The following is a 15,872-nucleotide window of genomic DNA, read 5'->3' as shown; positions in this document are numbered from 1 at the left end:
AATTTATTACATAGAGGAGCTATTATTATGGCTGAAAAAGTGATTATGCTATGTTGCGCCGCAGGTATGTCAACAAGTTTACTAGTTTCAAAAATGCAAAAAGCAGCTGAAGCAAAGAATATCGAAGCTGATATATTTGCTGCTTCTGCCGCTGATGCCGATGCCAAACTAGATGAGACAGATCCAGACGTATTGATGTTAGGGCCTCAGGTCAGATACCTCGAAGGTCAATTCAAAGACAAGCTGGATATTCCTGTTGAAGTTATCAGCATGCAGGATTACGGCATGATGAATGGAGAAAAAATCTTCAATCGCGCTGTGTCATTAATCAAAGAATAAGGGGTGCATGCAAGCGCCCCTTTAGTTATCGAAAGATGTAAAATTCATTGTTCTTATTAGAGGTTATCAAAATGACTAATAATCAAAGTCAAGATGACGAGCAATTAAAAATAATTATGGATTTGATCATTGACGGAGGCAACGCCAAAAATTCCGCATTTGAAGCAATCAATGCTGCAAAGAAGGGCGATTTTGTCACGGCAGATCAAAAAATAAAAGAATCAAATCATTATTTAGCCGAATCACATGATGTTCAATCAAAAGTATTAGCAAATGAAGCGAGTGGTGAATACATGCAAGTTTCATTGCTGATGGCGCACGCACAGGATCACATCATGAATGCCATCACATTCAAGGATTTGGCGGTAGAAATCATTGATCTATATAAAAAATTAGATTCTCAAAAGTAATAAAAATTGAAACAATAAAAAAACTGGTAATCAGATATCCAGTTTTTTCATTTTGTTATGCAGTAAATTAATAAATGAAGAAGGTGTAATTCATGTTCCCGTATCAAAAGGTTCATGAACTCAATCGATTAGAATTGATAGTTTATAAGTATATCGTTAGTCACTTAAAGGAAGTCGAGAGCATGACGATTCGAGATTTGGCTACTGAAGCCAATGTCTCTACGACTACAGTACTGCGATTTTTGAAAAAAATGAATTATGGTGGTTTTTCGGAGTTTAAGCTCGCACTCAAACAAAATCAGAATCATCCCGTACGCAAATTTAACGACAGCAGTGTTGAACCGATTCAAAACTTTTTTAAAGTTGTTGCACGGGAGAATACTTTCGACGAAAAAATCAATCAAGCGGCGCGGATGATAAACGCTTCTGACTTAGTATTATTTTTTGGAGTTGGTAATAGTGGTCGAATCGCACAATATGGTGCCAGTCTACTATCCAGTTATGGAATTTATTCCTTGCCGATCGCAGATCCTTTCCAACCAGAACCCTTAGCTGATCGAGATTTTTCAAAGACTTTACTGATCATTGTTTCGATTTCAGGTGAAACTAGCAACTCATTGCAGCAGGCAAAATATTACAAGAAAAATGGTGCTGCCACGATTGCCTTGACGGCAAATTCTTATTCTTCGCTGAATCAAATTGTTGATTTTCCAATCTCATATGATATCCCACAAATTAGAAATGGTCAGATAAATGTAACAACACAAGTACCACTAGTTTATATGCTCGAACAGATTTCGAGCAATGCGTACCATAAAATGACTGAACAGCCGCAACACAAGTTCTCAGAGGATGTTGCACGAGAAGATGAGTAAGTTTAATAATCGAGATATTTTTCGGAATTAGTCAGGTTTGAATTACGTTCAAACAACAAAGTGAGGGTATATAATGACGGATTATCGTTTAGGAATGGAAGATTTTGACAAGTTTTATGAATTGTACTTGTATTCCTTCAATCGTGAAAATACAGAACAAAAAAAGAATGCTCTTCATACTAGATATGAGCACTCCTTGGCATATGGAATTATGAATAGAGACAAGCTAGGTAGTGGTATATTCAGTATTCCCTTCACAGTCGACTTCCATGGAGTTACTTATCAGATGAATGGAATCGGTGACGTGATGAGTGCACCGGAATTTGCTGGTCAAGGTGGCGCTGGCAAGTTGATAAATGCAGCATTGGAAGACATGTATGAGGATAATGTTACGCTGTCATACCTAGCACCATTTTCGTATAGATTTTATCGCCAATTTGGATTTGAGTTTGTTTTTGATCACGTGGTAATGGAAATCTCCAGTGATGAGTTGCCACATATCAAAGCACCGTCAGTTGGTCATGTTGAGCGAGTGGATATAGATAAAGTACCTATTTCAGCGCATCAATTATACGAATATCATAATCAGCTTGGCGGGGTTATTCGACCAGACTGGTGGTGGAAACACATGGCGTATAAGCACTCTGATTGGTTGGCGGCACTGTATTATGATGGGAATGACGAGCTGGATGGTTATTTATTTTATTCAAAAGATGGCGAGACCTTGAATATTCACGAATGGGTCAATAAGGATTCAGATAGTTATCGAGCTCTAGCCAATTTTATCACTAAGCATCAATCTACTTTTGAAAAGTTTATCTATGAATCTGATGATTCAGAAGTCCAGTCAGATTTGTTAGAAGAACCATTGATTTCGGAAGTGAAGACCGTACCATATATGTCGGCTAGAATTGTCAACTTACAAAGTTTTGTCAAAAAATATCCCTTCACTAAAGATAAGTTGAAACCGATCGTGATACAAGTCACTGATTCGCTCGACTGGAATAATCAAACTTGGAAGTTAGCAATAGATAATGGGCATGTTATTTTTGAGAAAACTGATCGTTCAAGTGATATTCAGATTGATATTGAGACGTTAACAAAGGCTATGTTTGGTACCCGTTCACTTAGTTCATTAGCACATTATGGCGCCGTTAGCGGAAATACTATTTCGATCAGCTTGTTGAGTGATGTATTAGTTACTCAGAAGCCACGGTTGAGAGATTACTTTTAAAATTTATCATATGTATTCACAAAAAAATCTTAACATAGTTCAATCAATGTTTTAAAAATGACAGTGATTGGTCTAGTTAAGATTTTTTGGTTTTAAGCTGTTTTTGTAGAAGGTATTTCTTTTATTTTAGGCATTAATAAGTTTAACAGGATAGCCGCAACAGCAGCGACTGCGATTGGAGAACCTAATAAGTATTGAATTATTTGTGGAGCTTGCTTTGTAACGTTAGTTGGTAGTAAAACCAAGGCTAAAGTAAGAATGATCGGCAAGCCGATGATATAAATATCACGATCAGTAGTATTTAGACGTCTAATAACATTTAGTCCATTCAACATAATAGTCACACAGATAATAGCAAATACACCACCGATAACTGGGGCAGGGATGGCTGCCAAGAAAGCTGATAGCTTACTGAAGAAACCTAAAACGGAGAACCAGATCCCGGCGAATAAGAAGACACGTTTACTTGCTACGCCTGTAATTGAAATAACTCCAGCGTTTGTTGAATATCCAGTAACAGGAGTAGTCCCTAACAGAGCTGCGACTAGGCAACTAAAACCTTCACCAATAATTCCCATGTTCCATTGTTTCTTGCTGATTTCGTGATTAGTTACAGCACCCATTGCGAACCAAGTACCAGTCGTTTCGGTAGTGATAACTGCGTAGATGATAATAAAAGTAATAATTGCTGAGGGTGAGAAGTTAATTCCATAATGCAAGACAGTTCCAGTAGGTAGACTGAACCATGCGGCATCGGAAACAGTTTTCCAATTGAATAATCCCATCATAGTCGATACGACAGTTCCAACACCGAGTGCCAGGATGATCGAACCAGTACGGAAGAAACGACGAACTTTAGGATATCGATTGCTGATGCCGACGGAGATCAATAGTGTCAGTGCCGTGATCGAAGCTAAAATAATATTGTTATTGATATTTCCGCTTGCTTTAAAAATATTGTCATTCAGTGCTGAAGGAATCAGAGATAATCCCACGCAAGTAATAATAGTACCACCCACTAGGGCAGGGACTAATTTGCTGATTATTTTTTGGAAGGCACCAGTAGCACCGAGAATGATCAAAATGATTGCTCCGACTAATAGTGAGCCGATCAAAGTCCCCATTCCATTTCCATGTATCCCACCAGAAGCCAAGACGACACCAGCGGCGGCACCTAACGGTACGAATGAAGGTCCTTGAGATACGGGCATCTTCATGAAGACGTATGTTTGAAGAATAGTACCAATTCCGGCAGCTAAGAAGGTTGATTGAAGAAGGCTCATTTGATCGCCAACTCCCATCGCCATCATTCCGGCCAAGATGATCGGTGGTACGTAAATATCCATTGCTAAAACGTGTTGTAACCCCAAGAAACCAGCTTCACCAAAGCCGACTTTGTCGTCTGGTCCAACTAATAAGCTGCTTTTATTTTCCATTGTTCTCTCCTCGATCAATTACTTTTTCCCCAGAAACATAAACTTCTTGAATTTGAGATTTTGTCGTATGATAAATCAAACGCTCGAATATATCATTTGCATCATCAGACATGATGTTTGAATATTCGTCGTTTACGATCTGAAAATCAGCTTTATATCCTGATTTTATTTGACCTGTTTGTAAATGCAGAGAGCTGGCCCCGCCGACGGTGGCAAGATAAAAGGCGTTAGCAGCAGAAATACGGGCAGTTGTATTACTACTATCCTCTAACATTTGAGATGACATAACTGCCTGCTGTATATTCCGATAAATGCTGGGTGAGTATCCACCAGCAATGTCAGTTCCCATACCAATATTTATTTGCTGATTATGGATCTTTTTGACAGGCAAAACAGAGTTCCCAAAATAGACATTAGAAATAGGACAGTGAGCGATGGCTACATGTTTATCGTGGAATAATTTGAGGTCAGAATCCCTCAATTGTGTACCATGTGCCATTACTGACTGATCGGTTAAAAGATTAAAGTGATCGAGTACTTCTGCATCTCGTAGATTGAATCTGTCGATAGCATATTGATCTTCCCAGATACTTTCACTGCAATGTGATTGGATTGGTAGATCATATTTTTTTGCGAGTTCTCCCAAACCTTGTAGTGTTTCATCAGTACAGCTGGGGACGAACCTCGGTGTGATAACGGGAACTAATTCTGCGTTTGTTTCTTGTTGTAATTTTTGGAGACGTTGGATGAATAGTTCAGTTTGTTCCAAAGCCTGATGTGACGATTCATCGCGATAAAACTCAGGAGTTTGATCAGGATTGTCCATGACTGTTTTTCCAATAAATGCTCTCTGACCATACTCGGCGCAAATTTTTGCTAAAACCATATTTGCATCTACGTGGGTAGAACCAAAATATAATACTGTTGTCGTGCCGTTGGCTAATAATTCTCGAACGAGACTTTGATAGCTCTTTTTGGCAAAATTCAAATCTTGATACTTGGCTTCGAGTGGAAAGGTATAAGTTTGTAGCCACTCGTTTAGTGGTTTGTCCAACGCTAGACCAGCTTGTGGCCATTGTGGTGCGTGAACATGTAAATCGATGAATCCTGGTAGCATGTAACTGCCTTTTGGTATGACATGAAGAATGTTGTGATTTTCAGCAGTTTGTTTGACCGATTTAAAATCCGGTTCATCGACAGATATTACATGATCGATCATTCCTGATCGGTCAATACATGTGAGAACTTTGGGTGAAAAATCCGCCTTGTCAAACGATGCTGAAGAGAACACAGCGCCCTCAAAAACAATTTGATAGGTGATAATCTAACACTTCCTTATTTAAGTTGTTATTAGATTAACATGAATGATTAATTTAATAAAGGATAAATCGTTCGTGAATAAGCGAAATCCTGAATTAAGTATTCAATAAATTCATTGAAATAACTCAATGAAGTATAATAGAAATGTCAATGTAAACGGACCCAATAAATTCATTAATTCAAGGAGGTTTATGATGAAAAAAATCATCAATAATGTTGAGGATATAGTTCCAGAAATGATTTCAGGACTGGTTAAGACTAATCCAAATATAGTTAAACAAATTGAAGGTACCACAGCTGTGGTCAGAAATGATAAGAAATTTTCAACGACAAAACAAGTTGGGATAGTCTCCGGAGGTGGTAGTGGTCATGAGCCACTACACGCAGGCTATGTTGGTGAAGGGATGTTGTCAGCCGCCGTTGCCGGAGAAGTATTCACTTCACCAACTCCTGATCAAATTTACGAAGCTATTACTACTGTGAATCAAGGAATGGGTGTCTTGCTGATAGTTAAGAATTATTCTGGAGATGTAATGAACTTTGACATGGCTAAAGAGATGGCAGAAGCTGATGATATTGAAATCGCGACAGTTGTGGTGGATGATGATATTGCAGTTGAAAATAGTGAATTCACTCAAGGTAAGCGTGGTGTTGCAGGAACTGTCTTAGTTGAGAAAATAATTGGTGCCGCCGCACGTTCAGGGATGTCACTAGCTGATCTAACTACATTAGGACAAACAGTTATCGACAATACCAAAACGATCGGTATAGCTTTACATGCTGCAACAGTCCCAGCCGTAGGTCATCCCGGATTTGAATTAGCTGACGATGAAATTGAATACGGTATTGGTATTCACAATGAACGTGGCTACTCAGTTGAGAAGATTCAACCAGCTAAGGAATTGGCTAGTGAATTAATTGAAAGAATCTTAAAGGAATTCGATAATAAGACTGGTAAATTTGCCGTACTAGTAAATGGTATGGGTGGAACTCCTTTGATGGAACAATATATTTTTGCAAATGATGTTTTGGAAGAAATGAATAATCAAGGAATCGAAGTTGGATTTAGTAAAGTTGGTAATATGGTCACCTCACTGGATATGCAAGGTGTATCATTGACAATTATGAAGACAGAAGATGATTGGATCGACAAATTGGAAGAACCTGTTGTAACAATTGGTTGGTAATGCAGAAAGGATGTCAATATGGAATTAGAATTGAATCAAGCTCAAAAATGGATTGAATCGTTTGTAGAAAAACTTGAAGCTAATAAGGCAACTTTGAATGAATTGGATACCGCCATCGGCGACGGGGATCATGGAACTAATATGGATCGTGGTGCAAAAGCCATAACTGACTCTTTAGCTAAGAAAGCACCCGAAAATATTTCGGATTTGTATAAGGCGACAGCTTTTGCAATGATTCAAAAAGTCGGTGGAGCATCGGGTCCATTGTATGGGACGGCCTTTTTGGACATGTCCAAAGCAGTAAAAAATGGCAACATTGGATTGGCTGATTTGATCCAAACTGGCGCAGATGGTATCAAACGTCGTGGTGATGCAGATGTAAAAATGAAAACTATGATCGATGTTTGGCAACCAGTAGCCGATGCGTTAAAAGCAAATAAATTTGTTGATCAGGTAGTCAGTGATGCCTTAGAGTCGACCAAAGATATGGTTGCTACTAAGGGACGTGCTAGTTACTTGGAAGAAAAGTCTAAAGGTCATCTGGATCCCGGTTCACAGTCCAGTGCGTATTTGTTCGGTTCATTAATCGATGTAATAGGAGATAATAGCTGATGAAATTTGGTATATTAATCGTTTCACACTCTAATAAAATAGCTGAAGGTGTCAAAGATCTTATCTCTGAGGCTGCTCCGGATCTTTCGATCACTACTGCTGGTGGGACTGATGATAACGAAATCGGTTCATCCATGCAAAAAATCCAAGATGCTGTGGACGCCAATACTGGTGATGAAATTTTGGCATTTTATGATTTAGGTAGTTCGAAGATGAACTTAGATATGGTGTCAGAAATGAGTGACAAACCTATTCATCGTTACGATGTTGCCTTAGTTGAAGGAGCATATGCTGCCGCAACCATGGCACAGGTGGATTCACCAATTGAAATAATCGAGAATAGTATTAAAGATATGAAAATAAAATAATATTCGATTTTGTAGACAAATTTGTGAAAAGGTTTGCAATAAAAAAATACATAGAGTACGATAATAACGAAAACTAAATATGATTTCTTCGGGGCAGGGTGCAATTCCCGACCGACGGTAACAACGTAAGTTGAAGTCCGTGACCCACGTTTAGTGGTTGACTCAGTGCAAGTCTGAGACCGACAGTATAGTCTGGATGGGAGAAGAAAAAATTAAGATTCATACTTTTTTGTGGTGTCTATGTGCATTTTGAACTCCACATCTCTCTCGTATGGAATCTTATTTGGCTTATTAAAAAAATGTAGCCCCGCATTCTTAAAAGATGCGGGGCTTTTTTTGTACATTTTGAATGTGAGGTGAATAAGAATTTGGATAATACGTATATGGAAATGGCGATCAATGAGGCCAAGAAAGGTAAACAAACCTGGACTAATCCAAAAGTTGGAGCCGTGATCGTAAAAAATGAGCAAGTTCTGGCTAGTGGTCATCATGATAAGTTTGGTGATAATCATGCAGAAGTTAATGCTCTGAACGACTTGAATAATATTAAGGATGCAGTAGGTGCGACGCTATATGTAACCTTGGAACCTTGTTCTCATTTTGGCAAAACTCCACCCTGTGTCCGTAAGGTTGTGGATGTCGGAATCAAAAGAGTTGTGATAGGGCAAGTCGATCCCAATCCTATTGTTAGCGGACGGGGAGTTAATTATCTCAAGAACCATGGCGTAGAAGTTTTAGTTTTAAACTCTACTACAGATATAAACCGTTCTTATAACTTTTTTTATCGAAACCATCGACCATTAGTTACAGTTAAATATGCGATGTCACTGGATGGAAAGATTAATCAAACTACTGGTGAACGCACGCTTATTAGTGGCGAAGCTGCCTATTTGGATTCACAGCAGTTGCGAGCTGATAATCAAGCAATTTTGATTGGAGAAAATACACTTAGAGTCGATGATCCAGAATTGACGGTTAGAACGGAGTCAATGAGTTTCCCGCCCATCAGGATTATTTTGGTTAGGGATATTGATCAATTGGATTGGAACAGAAAAATATTTATGAGTTCGTCGCCGATTTGGATTTTGAGTGCAACATCTAGTGACCGAGAATTTCCTAAAAACGTCGCAGTTTATTCTGGCGACTGGACGCCAAAATCGATTATTGAATTACTGGCAAAGCACAACATCCAATCATTATTAGTTGAAGGTGGGAGTACGATTCACGCAGAATTCGTCAGTGAACAATTAGTCGACGATCTTGTGGTTTATCTATCTCCTAAAATATTCGGTGGAGCAGGTTTACCTGCAGTCTTTGGAACTAAGTCCCCCGAAATAATGAATCTACATAATTTGCAAGTTAATCAATTAGGACGTGATTTAAAAATAACAGCAACGAGGTACAGCTAATGTTTACAGGAATTATTCACGATGTTGGGAAAATCATCAGCATCAAAGATGTCCAAGAGACACAACAAATTACAATTCAATATCAAAATTTAACAGAAATCAAAATGGGTGACAGTATTTCAGTCAATGGAACTTGTTTGACAGTTGTTGATTTAAATGATCAAGATTTCAGCGTTGACGTGATGCCTGAGACCTATGAACGCACTAATTTGTATCAACTAAAAAATGGTGACGCTGTTAATTTAGAGCAGTCTCTAAAACTGAGTGACCGTCTAGATGGTCACATCGTATTAGGTCACATCGATACGACCGTGCAATTATTGGATCGGGTCGAAAATCAAAATGCGTTTATCTTAACTTTTTCGTTACCAATCAAATATCAAAAATATGTCGTTGAGAAAGGTTCAGTTGCTCTTAATGGCATTAGTTTGACGGTCATTTCAGTCGAAAATAATAAATTTGTAGTTGGAATTATTCCACATACACTCGAAGAAACCAATCTAGGTGAGGTAAAGTTGCTGGATTTGGTGAATTTAGAGGTAGATATTCTCAGTAGATACGTGGTTGATTCTAAGTTAGGAGATAATTATGCCAAGTAAAGAAATCCAAAGAGTTGAAAATGCAATTAATGAATTGAAACAAGGTAAGTTGATCATCGTCGCAGATTCACCTGAACGAGAGGCGGAAGGTGACATGGTAGGCTTAGCAGATTTTGTAAGCCCAGAGAATGTTAATTTTATGATCAATAAAGCACGTGGGTTACTGTGTGTACCTATGAGTGAGGAATATGCTCAGCGTTTGGGACTTAATCCAATGGTCACTGATTCAAGCGATGCTTTTGGAACAGCCTTTACCGTCAGTACTGATGCGAAGACTACAACAACAGGTATCTCTGCCTTTGATCGTGCAGATACTATCAAGACTTTAGCTGACGTCAATAGTTCGAGAGATAACTTCTATCATCCGGGACATATTTTTCCGTTGATTGCTCGTTCAAACGGTGTTTTGAGCCGTGGTGGTCATACTGAAGCGGCGGTGGATCTAGCTAAGTTAGCCGGAGCCAGTCCCGTGGCATACATTTGTGAAGTAGTAAAAAAAGACGGCTCAATGGCTAGACTCAAGGATTTGAAAGCATTCGCTGAAGGCAGTCAAATGCAATTAGTTACGATTCACGACATCATCAAGTATCGATATATGTTCGATTCCACTGTCGCTACTAGTGTTACCAAGGTAAATTTACCAACTAAATATGGAGATTTTCAATTAGAGTCGTTCAAAACTTTTGACAGTGAAGAACCAACTTTATTGATAACTAAAGGTGAAATGTCTTCTAATGATCCACTGTTGTTAAGGATTCATTCGGAATGTCTGACTGGGGATGTATTAGGATCGCTACGCTGCGATTGTGGTGACCAATTAGAACGTTCATTGGAAATGATCCAAGAAAATGGTAGTGGTGCGGTTTTGTATCTGCGTCAAGAAGGACGTGGCATTGGCTTGCTCAATAAATTAAAAGCCTATAAACTACAGGATCAAGGTTTTGATACAGTCGAAGCTAATAATAAACTAGGTTTTAAAGCTGATTTGAGAAATTATGGTATTGCCGCCAATATATTGCACCAAAAAGGTATCACTTCAGTAGACTTGATGACTAATAATCCAGATAAAGTTAATGGACTAGAGGAGCTAAACGTAAGTGTGGAGCATCGTGTAGGCATTGAGATTCAACCTAATAATTATGATTATAAATACTTAAAAACCAAAAAAGATAAATTACACCATTTATTAAGCGAGGTTGGATAAAATGAAAAACATTATCGGAAAATTTAATGAGAACGATTTAAAAATAGCTATCGTTGTAGCTCAATTTAATGAAATAGTTACTAGTAAGTTGACCAATGGTGCGATAGAAACATTACAAAGGTACGGTGTTAAAGATGACGATATTACTGTTATCAAAGTTCCCGGTGCAATGGAGATTCCTAGAATAGCCAACATCGCCTCAAAAACTGGTAAATTTTCCGGAATAATTGCATTAGGAGCGGTGGTTAAAGGTGAAACGTCACACTTTGATTATGTCTGCTCAGGCTCAGCTAGTGGTGTGGCCCAAGTGTCATTAGAAGGAAAGGTTCCCGTCATGTTTGGAATTTTAACAACGGATAATATGGATCAAGCTATGAATCGCGCTGGTGGTAAAGCAGGTAATAAAGGTTCTGAATGTGCCAGTGGCCTTTTAGAAATGATAAGTCTGGAACGACAAATTAATAAAATATAAATAGTAGTGTTGGTTAATGCTTATCATTATATTCATGATAGAGTATAATAAGTTGGCATGATGCCCATTTATTGTACTAATTGAGGAGTGTTTAAGGATGACCAATATTTTTTTGGAAGGTTTCAAACAAAATGAAGCACAAATAGCATATGGTCACAAATCTGATGCTGGCGAAAGAAAGTATTTGTTGGATGAAATCCCTGACTATTCATCATTACTTAACGTCAGTCTTAGGATACCCGGGCCAATCAAGAACAATCAATATTTAAGCGATATCTTTGAAAGTGGATTTAAGCAATTTATTAGTAATTTTGATATCAAGAAAAGCGTTGTTTGGGATGTCGCATCTGGTCCAGTAGCATTCGCAATCATTAATTCTGATGCACAGATAGTCAAAATGGCCGCTATCAAATTTGAAGAAGAAGCATTGGGAGAACTATTTGATATTGACGTTTACATAGTTCATGAAGACACATTAGGTCCTTTGAGGCGCTCAGATCTTAACTTGCCACCTAGAAAGTGTTTGATTTGTGGTAAAAATGCTTCTGAATGTATTCGTCAACAAAATCATTCGGTAGCAGAATTACAGAATTATATTAGTAATTTGATAAACGAAAACAAGTAGGACGTCGAGATGAAATTTTATCTCGACTTTTTTAATTATCAAATTATTTTATTTTTTTAATGGGTAAATGAATGATAATATATTACCTGTACTGGAGTTGTCGATTACTTAAGTTTAAAGGGGAAAATAAAAAAATGGGTATGTACCTAATAATAAATATTATAGGTCTAGTAGTTTTTCTTGCCATTGGATTCCTATTCTCGAAGAATAAGAAAAATATTCAATGGAAGTCAATTGGAATTATGATCGCTCTTAATTTGCTTTTGGCTTGGTTTTTAACAAGTTTTGGGATCGGGCGCGCAATTGTTTCTGGCGCCGCAGATGGATTTAATTGGTTAGTACAAGTAGCATATGTCGGAATCGAATTTGCATTACCAAGTTGGGTACATGTTAAGAGTATGGACTTTGTTACAAGTGCACTATTACCAATTTTACTAATTGTGCCATTATTTGATATTTTGACATACATTGGAGTTTTACCATTTATTATCAAGTGGATCGGTAAGGGATTATCATTTATTACAGGTCAACCAAAGTTTGAATCATTCTTCGCGGTTGAAATGATGTTTTTAGGTAATACAGAAGCACTTGCGGTTTCTAGTTTGCAATTGAAGCAAATCAAGTCACAACGTAATGTAACTTTAGCGATGATGTCGATGAGCTGTGTTACGGCTTCTATTATTGGTTCATATATTCAGATGATGCCGGGGAGATTTATACTAACGGCTATTCCGATCAATATCATCAATTCGATCATTGTTACTAGTTTATTGAATCCCGTAACAGTGACGCCTGAGGAAGATACGATCGCTAAGCTCAGCGGTCAGGGTGATGGTGGCAAAAAAGAACCATTCTTCTCATTCTTGGGTGATTCTATCTTGGGTGCTGGTAGATTGATTCTTATCATTGCTGCCAATGTTATTGCATTCGTTGCTCTAGCAGCATTGATCGATAAGATTTTGCAATTAGTTAATCCTTGGTTAACATTGGAACACATTCTAGGTATTATTATGTATCCATTTGCTTGGTTATTAGGATTGAATGGACACGATTCATTCCAGATGGCTCAGTATATGGGTACGAAGTTAGTAACAAATGAATTCGTTGTTATGGGTAAAGTTACAGGAATCATCAAAGATTTCGATCCCCATTTCAAAGCTGTATTGACAGTATTTATCACGTCATTCGCTAATTTTTCAACTCTCGGAATGATCATTGGTTGTTTCAAGGGAATCGTCGACAAAGAAAAGAACGATGTGATTTCCAAAAATGTTGGCTACATGTTGTTATCTGGTATTTTAGTATCATTACTTTCAGCCGCATTTGTTGGTTTGTTCGTCTGGTAAAATAATAAAAAGGCATCTTCCAGGATGGTATAAAAAAAGTTGGAAATCTATTAATAGATTCCAACTTTTTATTTTTCTAACCATTTAAAAACATTCGCAATATTCCCGACCCAAGTGACCCATGAATGATCCCCATCAACAGGCATCCAAGTATAATTATCATTTAAATGAATCGTGAGAAAATTTTTGAACATAATGTTATCTTCATGCATGTAATCTTCATCACCACAAAGTGTTAAAACTTTTTGTTTAGGTTGTAATCGATTAAAAATAGTCGCGAGCTGATTACTGTGAAGTTTTTCGGGTGAATCAAAAATTGTGTCAAAGGTTTTTTTGTCCATAGGACCTTTAGGATTATTTCTAAACTTTTCGATGTCAGTGACAGGCGATAGAGCTGCAATTTTACTGAACTTATCTTCGTTAGTAAAACCGATCTTCAGCGCACCATATCCACCCATACTAGAACCAACAATATAGTTATCCTTTGGATCGGATGAGATAGGGAGCATTGACTGAATTTTCGGGATCAATTCTTTTACAAAGAAAGAATAGTACGGGATAAAGTCAGAATCAGTATAAAAAGCATTTCGCGCTTCAGGCATTATCACGGCCCAGTCGTGTAAACGAGCCAGTTCTTCAATATTAGCATGGCGAATCCAAGCAGTGTCATCACCAGTGTATCCGTGGAGTAACCAAACTGCCTTATATTGTTTTTTACCGGAATCAGGAATGATAACGGTAGTCTTGAAATAAGTATGAAGGTAGTTAGTATTATAGCTCATGTTCAATAGTGTCATTTAATATCCCTCGAATGCGTGACTTAATACTAAAATTTTAAATCAGAAAACTTATTTTGTAATATTTTAATTCATGCAATATAATCTTGGGATAAAAAATGCAACTTGTCAAGGCATAGAAAATTGGTTTTGACCGTTAACATGCTATATACACTAAAAACGATGACAAAAAAATATTTGTCATCGATATAATTATTTAGTTATCCAATCAAAAACCTGTCCAACATTTAACGACCATGTATTCCAGGAATGATCACCACTGACTGGCATCCAAGTATAATCTTTACCCAGATTATCAGTTAGGAAGTTCTTCAAATCAATATTATCTTGTAGCATGAAGTCTTCGTCACCACAAAGATGCAAGACCTTTTGCTTAGGGTGGAATTTATTGAAGATATTTGTAATTTGGTTTTTAGAAACTTTTTCTATTGAATCAAAAATCGTGTCGAAAGTCTCTAGTGGCATTGGACTTTTCGGATTGTTCCGGAAGTTTTCAATGTCAGCCACCGGTGACATTGCTGCGATTTTACTAAATTTGTCAGGATTAGCGAAGCCGATTTTTAGAGCTCCGTATCCACCCATACTTACACCAGCAATAAAATTATCTTCAGCCTTGTCAGAAATAGGTAGCAGTCCTTGCATCTTTGGGATCAGCTCTTTAATGAAGAAACTGTAATAAGGGATGAAGTTGGAGTCGGTATAAAATGAGTTTCTACCTTCAGGCATGATGATAGCAATGTCATTTTTTTCAGCTAGTTTCTCGATATTAACATTGCGCATCCACGTCGTATCATCGGCAGTGTATCCGTGTAACAGCCAGACAGCTTGATAATTTTTCTTACCAGTATCTGGAATAACTACAGTTGTCTTAAAATATGTATGTAAATAATTTGTACGAAAACTTGTACTTAGTAATGTCATGAATTGCCTCCAATGATATTTTTGCTTCATTAGTTAATACTGAAACTAAAACTAATTCTTGTCAAGAAACAGCAAAATACGCCATAAGGTTACATAAGATAAGTTATCGGAAGCTAATTGACATCTTTACATCAATATTTTTGATATTAATTATAAAAAAATGTATTGGAAAATTGTTTCGTATATCGTTAACATGTGATTAAAGCTATTTATAATTGGAGGTGAATTTATATTTATGAGGCGCACTTATTATGCAGTCAAGGTCAAACGGATCGATGGTAAAGTTTTATACTTCAAATTATCAAAGGACCTTCAGGTGGCCATGTCTGACTATCAAAAAAATTCCGAGGATTGGAAATCGATCTTGAAGGGTGCACTAATAAATATAGAGACTGCACCGCACAGGAATAATGCTCAGCCGCCAATCACCGTTGCTAGAGTAAAAAATGTATTTATGGTTGATAAGAATTTTTTTAGCACCAGAAGTCAATTTATCAGTCGAGATAATTGGGAAGGTTCTGCGAGCATCCGCCAGATATACAGTTATCTACGACATGACTATTCCTTCGCAAATCGTTTAGAAATAAAAAATGATATTAAGTTTTGGAAAACCGGTAAAAAAAATCAGCTGATATGGCTGTTGACATTATTCAGGACCAAATTGCATTATCATAATATAAAAAAAATAAAAAGATTCAGTAGAAAAAAATAATTTCTT

At 37.3% G+C, this 15,872-nt stretch carries 18 protein-coding genes and 1 riboswitch; of the genes, 14 read left to right on the top strand and 4 right to left on the bottom strand.

The annotated features are described in order from the left end of the window. The first annotated feature begins 27 nt into the window (after window positions 1-27). The 4 genes from AC27FM_RS01840 to AC27FM_RS01825 all read left to right on the top strand — a co-directional run bounded on the left by AC27FM_RS01840 (window position 28) and on the right by AC27FM_RS01825 (window position 2,858). Complete coding sequence (locus AC27FM_RS01840) at window positions 28-339, top strand: PTS sugar transporter subunit IIB (protein WP_487085622.1); 312 nt, start codon at window positions 28-30, stop codon at window positions 337-339. 71 nt (window positions 340-410) lie between these two features. Then, window positions 411-749 (top strand): PTS sugar transporter subunit IIA, encoded by a 339-nt coding sequence (locus AC27FM_RS01835; RefSeq protein WP_487085621.1) that lies wholly within the window; start codon window positions 411-413, stop codon window positions 747-749. A 92-nt stretch (window positions 750-841) separates the two neighbouring features. Beyond that, the gene (locus AC27FM_RS01830; protein ID WP_487085620.1) at window positions 842-1,624 is read left to right on the top strand and encodes a MurR/RpiR family transcriptional regulator; all 783 of its coding nucleotides are present in this window, start codon (window positions 842-844) and stop codon (window positions 1,622-1,624) included. 73 nt (window positions 1,625-1,697) lie between these two features. Continuing rightward, window positions 1,698-2,858 carry a GNAT family N-acetyltransferase gene (locus tag AC27FM_RS01825; protein WP_487085619.1) on the top strand — a complete coding sequence of 387 codons (1,161 nt, stop codon included), beginning with the start codon at window positions 1,698-1,700 and terminating at the stop codon, window positions 2,856-2,858. Window positions 2,859-2,950: 92 nt separating this feature from the next. Here the strand turns inward: AC27FM_RS01825 and AC27FM_RS01820 are convergent, their stop codons facing one another. Both AC27FM_RS01820 and guaD read right to left on the bottom strand, forming a co-directional pair. After that, a complete protein-coding gene (locus AC27FM_RS01820; protein ID WP_487085618.1) occupies window positions 2,951-4,294 on the bottom strand; it encodes a uracil-xanthine permease family protein in 1,344 nt (447 codons plus the stop codon). Beyond that, window positions 4,284-5,585, bottom strand: a complete 1,302-nt coding sequence (gene guaD / locus AC27FM_RS01815; RefSeq protein WP_487085617.1) for a guanine deaminase — start codon at window positions 5,583-5,585, stop codon at window positions 4,284-4,286. Before guaD ends, AC27FM_RS01820 begins: the two co-directional genes overlap by 11 nt. A gap of 223 nt (window positions 5,586-5,808) precedes the next feature. On the opposite strand from guaD, the gene dhaK reads away from it, so the two are divergent. The 9 genes from dhaK to AC27FM_RS01770 all read left to right on the top strand — a co-directional run bounded on the left by dhaK (window position 5,809) and on the right by AC27FM_RS01770 (window position 13,436). Beyond that, entirely contained in the window at window positions 5,809-6,801 is a 993-nt protein-coding gene (gene dhaK / locus AC27FM_RS01810; protein WP_487085616.1) for a dihydroxyacetone kinase subunit DhaK, read from the top strand. 18 nt (window positions 6,802-6,819) lie between these two features. Further along, window positions 6,820-7,413 carry a dihydroxyacetone kinase subunit DhaL gene (gene dhaL / locus AC27FM_RS01805; protein WP_487085615.1) on the top strand — a complete coding sequence of 198 codons (594 nt, stop codon included), beginning with the start codon at window positions 6,820-6,822 and terminating at the stop codon, window positions 7,411-7,413. Then, window positions 7,413-7,781 (top strand): dihydroxyacetone kinase phosphoryl donor subunit DhaM, encoded by a 369-nt coding sequence (dhaM, locus tag AC27FM_RS01800; protein WP_487085614.1) that lies wholly within the window; start codon window positions 7,413-7,415, stop codon window positions 7,779-7,781. The genes dhaL and dhaM overlap by 1 nt, the downstream gene beginning before the upstream one ends. 80 nt (window positions 7,782-7,861) lie before the next feature. After that, window positions 7,862-7,993: riboswitch (FMN riboswitch) on the top strand. Between the two features lie 156 nt (window positions 7,994-8,149). Further along, a complete protein-coding gene (gene ribD / locus AC27FM_RS01795; protein ID WP_487085613.1) occupies window positions 8,150-9,190 on the top strand; it encodes a bifunctional diaminohydroxyphosphoribosylaminopyrimidine deaminase/5-amino-6-(5-phosphoribosylamino)uracil reductase RibD in 1,041 nt (346 codons plus the stop codon). After that, complete coding sequence (locus AC27FM_RS01790; protein WP_487085612.1) at window positions 9,190-9,789, top strand: riboflavin synthase; 600 nt, start codon at window positions 9,190-9,192, stop codon at window positions 9,787-9,789. Before ribD ends, AC27FM_RS01790 begins: the two co-directional genes overlap by 1 nt. Further along, entirely contained in the window at window positions 9,779-10,993 is a 1,215-nt protein-coding gene (ribA, locus tag AC27FM_RS01785) for a GTP cyclohydrolase II (RefSeq protein WP_487085611.1), read from the top strand. The genes AC27FM_RS01790 and ribA overlap by 11 nt, the downstream gene beginning before the upstream one ends. Before the next feature lies 1 nt (window position 10,994). Continuing rightward, entirely contained in the window at window positions 10,995-11,465 is a 471-nt protein-coding gene (gene ribH / locus AC27FM_RS01780) for a 6,7-dimethyl-8-ribityllumazine synthase (RefSeq protein WP_487085610.1), read from the top strand. A 97-nt stretch (window positions 11,466-11,562) separates the two neighbouring features. Then, window positions 11,563-12,090, top strand: coding sequence for a citrate lyase holo-[acyl-carrier protein] synthase (citX, locus tag AC27FM_RS01775; protein WP_487085609.1), 528 nt, complete (start codon window positions 11,563-11,565; stop codon window positions 12,088-12,090). A 140-nt stretch (window positions 12,091-12,230) separates the two neighbouring features. After that, the gene (locus AC27FM_RS01770; RefSeq protein ID WP_487086064.1) at window positions 12,231-13,436 is read left to right on the top strand and encodes a NupC/NupG family nucleoside CNT transporter; all 1,206 of its coding nucleotides are present in this window, start codon (window positions 12,231-12,233) and stop codon (window positions 13,434-13,436) included. Between the two features lie 68 nt (window positions 13,437-13,504). On the opposite strand, the gene AC27FM_RS01765 is transcribed toward AC27FM_RS01770, so the two are convergent. Both AC27FM_RS01765 and AC27FM_RS01760 read right to left on the bottom strand, forming a co-directional pair. Continuing rightward, window positions 13,505-14,233 carry an alpha/beta hydrolase gene (locus AC27FM_RS01765; RefSeq protein ID WP_487085608.1) on the bottom strand — a complete coding sequence of 243 codons (729 nt, stop codon included), beginning with the start codon at window positions 14,231-14,233 and terminating at the stop codon, window positions 13,505-13,507. A gap of 192 nt (window positions 14,234-14,425) precedes the next feature. Further along, window positions 14,426-15,154 carry an alpha/beta hydrolase gene (locus tag AC27FM_RS01760; protein ID WP_487085607.1) on the bottom strand — a complete coding sequence of 243 codons (729 nt, stop codon included), beginning with the start codon at window positions 15,152-15,154 and terminating at the stop codon, window positions 14,426-14,428. A 235-nt stretch (window positions 15,155-15,389) separates the two neighbouring features. Here AC27FM_RS01760 and AC27FM_RS01755 point away from each other — a divergent pair, with 235 nt between their 5' ends. Then, the gene (locus tag AC27FM_RS01755; RefSeq protein WP_487085606.1) at window positions 15,390-15,866 is read left to right on the top strand and encodes a DUF7679 family protein; all 477 of its coding nucleotides are present in this window, start codon (window positions 15,390-15,392) and stop codon (window positions 15,864-15,866) included. Window positions 15,867-15,872: the final 6 nt, after the last annotated feature.

It is taken from the genome of Companilactobacillus sp. y65-5 (assembly GCF_057541095.1).
This window is presented reverse-complemented; position numbering and strand designations above follow the sequence as displayed.

What these genes read in the sequence shown, in the direction of transcription:
- AC27FM_RS01770 (WP_487086064.1), top strand. Translation starts at nt 12,231, where the DNA reads ATGTACCTAATAATAAATATTATAGGTCTAGTAGTTTTTCTTGCCATT.
- AC27FM_RS01840 (WP_487085622.1), top strand. Translation starts at nt 28, where the DNA reads ATGGCTGAAAAAGTGATTATGCTATGTTGCGCCGCAGGTATGTCAACA.
- AC27FM_RS01825 (WP_487085619.1), top strand. Translation starts at nt 1,698, where the DNA reads ATGACGGATTATCGTTTAGGAATGGAAGATTTTGACAAGTTTTATGAA.
- dhaL (WP_487085615.1), top strand. Translation starts at nt 6,820, where the DNA reads ATGGAATTAGAATTGAATCAAGCTCAAAAATGGATTGAATCGTTTGTA.
- ribA (WP_487085611.1), top strand. Translation starts at nt 9,779, where the DNA reads ATGCCAAGTAAAGAAATCCAAAGAGTTGAAAATGCAATTAATGAATTG.
- AC27FM_RS01765 (WP_487085608.1), bottom strand. Translation starts at nt 14,233, where the DNA reads ATGACACTATTGAACATGAGCTATAATACTAACTACCTTCATACTTAT.
- AC27FM_RS01820 (WP_487085618.1), bottom strand. Translation starts at nt 4,294, where the DNA reads ATGGAAAATAAAAGCAGCTTATTAGTTGGACCAGACGACAAAGTCGGC.
- AC27FM_RS01835 (WP_487085621.1), top strand. Translation starts at nt 411, where the DNA reads ATGACTAATAATCAAAGTCAAGATGACGAGCAATTAAAAATAATTATG.
- ribH (WP_487085610.1), top strand. Translation starts at nt 10,995, where the DNA reads ATGAAAAACATTATCGGAAAATTTAATGAGAACGATTTAAAAATAGCT.
- dhaM (WP_487085614.1), top strand. Translation starts at nt 7,413, where the DNA reads ATGAAATTTGGTATATTAATCGTTTCACACTCTAATAAAATAGCTGAA.
- AC27FM_RS01755 (WP_487085606.1), top strand. Translation starts at nt 15,390, where the DNA reads ATGAGGCGCACTTATTATGCAGTCAAGGTCAAACGGATCGATGGTAAA.
- AC27FM_RS01760 (WP_487085607.1), bottom strand. Translation starts at nt 15,154, where the DNA reads ATGACATTACTAAGTACAAGTTTTCGTACAAATTATTTACATACATAT.
- citX (WP_487085609.1), top strand. Translation starts at nt 11,563, where the DNA reads ATGACCAATATTTTTTTGGAAGGTTTCAAACAAAATGAAGCACAAATA.
- AC27FM_RS01830 (WP_487085620.1), top strand. Translation starts at nt 842, where the DNA reads ATGTTCCCGTATCAAAAGGTTCATGAACTCAATCGATTAGAATTGATA.
- AC27FM_RS01790 (WP_487085612.1), top strand. Translation starts at nt 9,190, where the DNA reads ATGTTTACAGGAATTATTCACGATGTTGGGAAAATCATCAGCATCAAA.
- dhaK (WP_487085616.1), top strand. Translation starts at nt 5,809, where the DNA reads ATGAAAAAAATCATCAATAATGTTGAGGATATAGTTCCAGAAATGATT.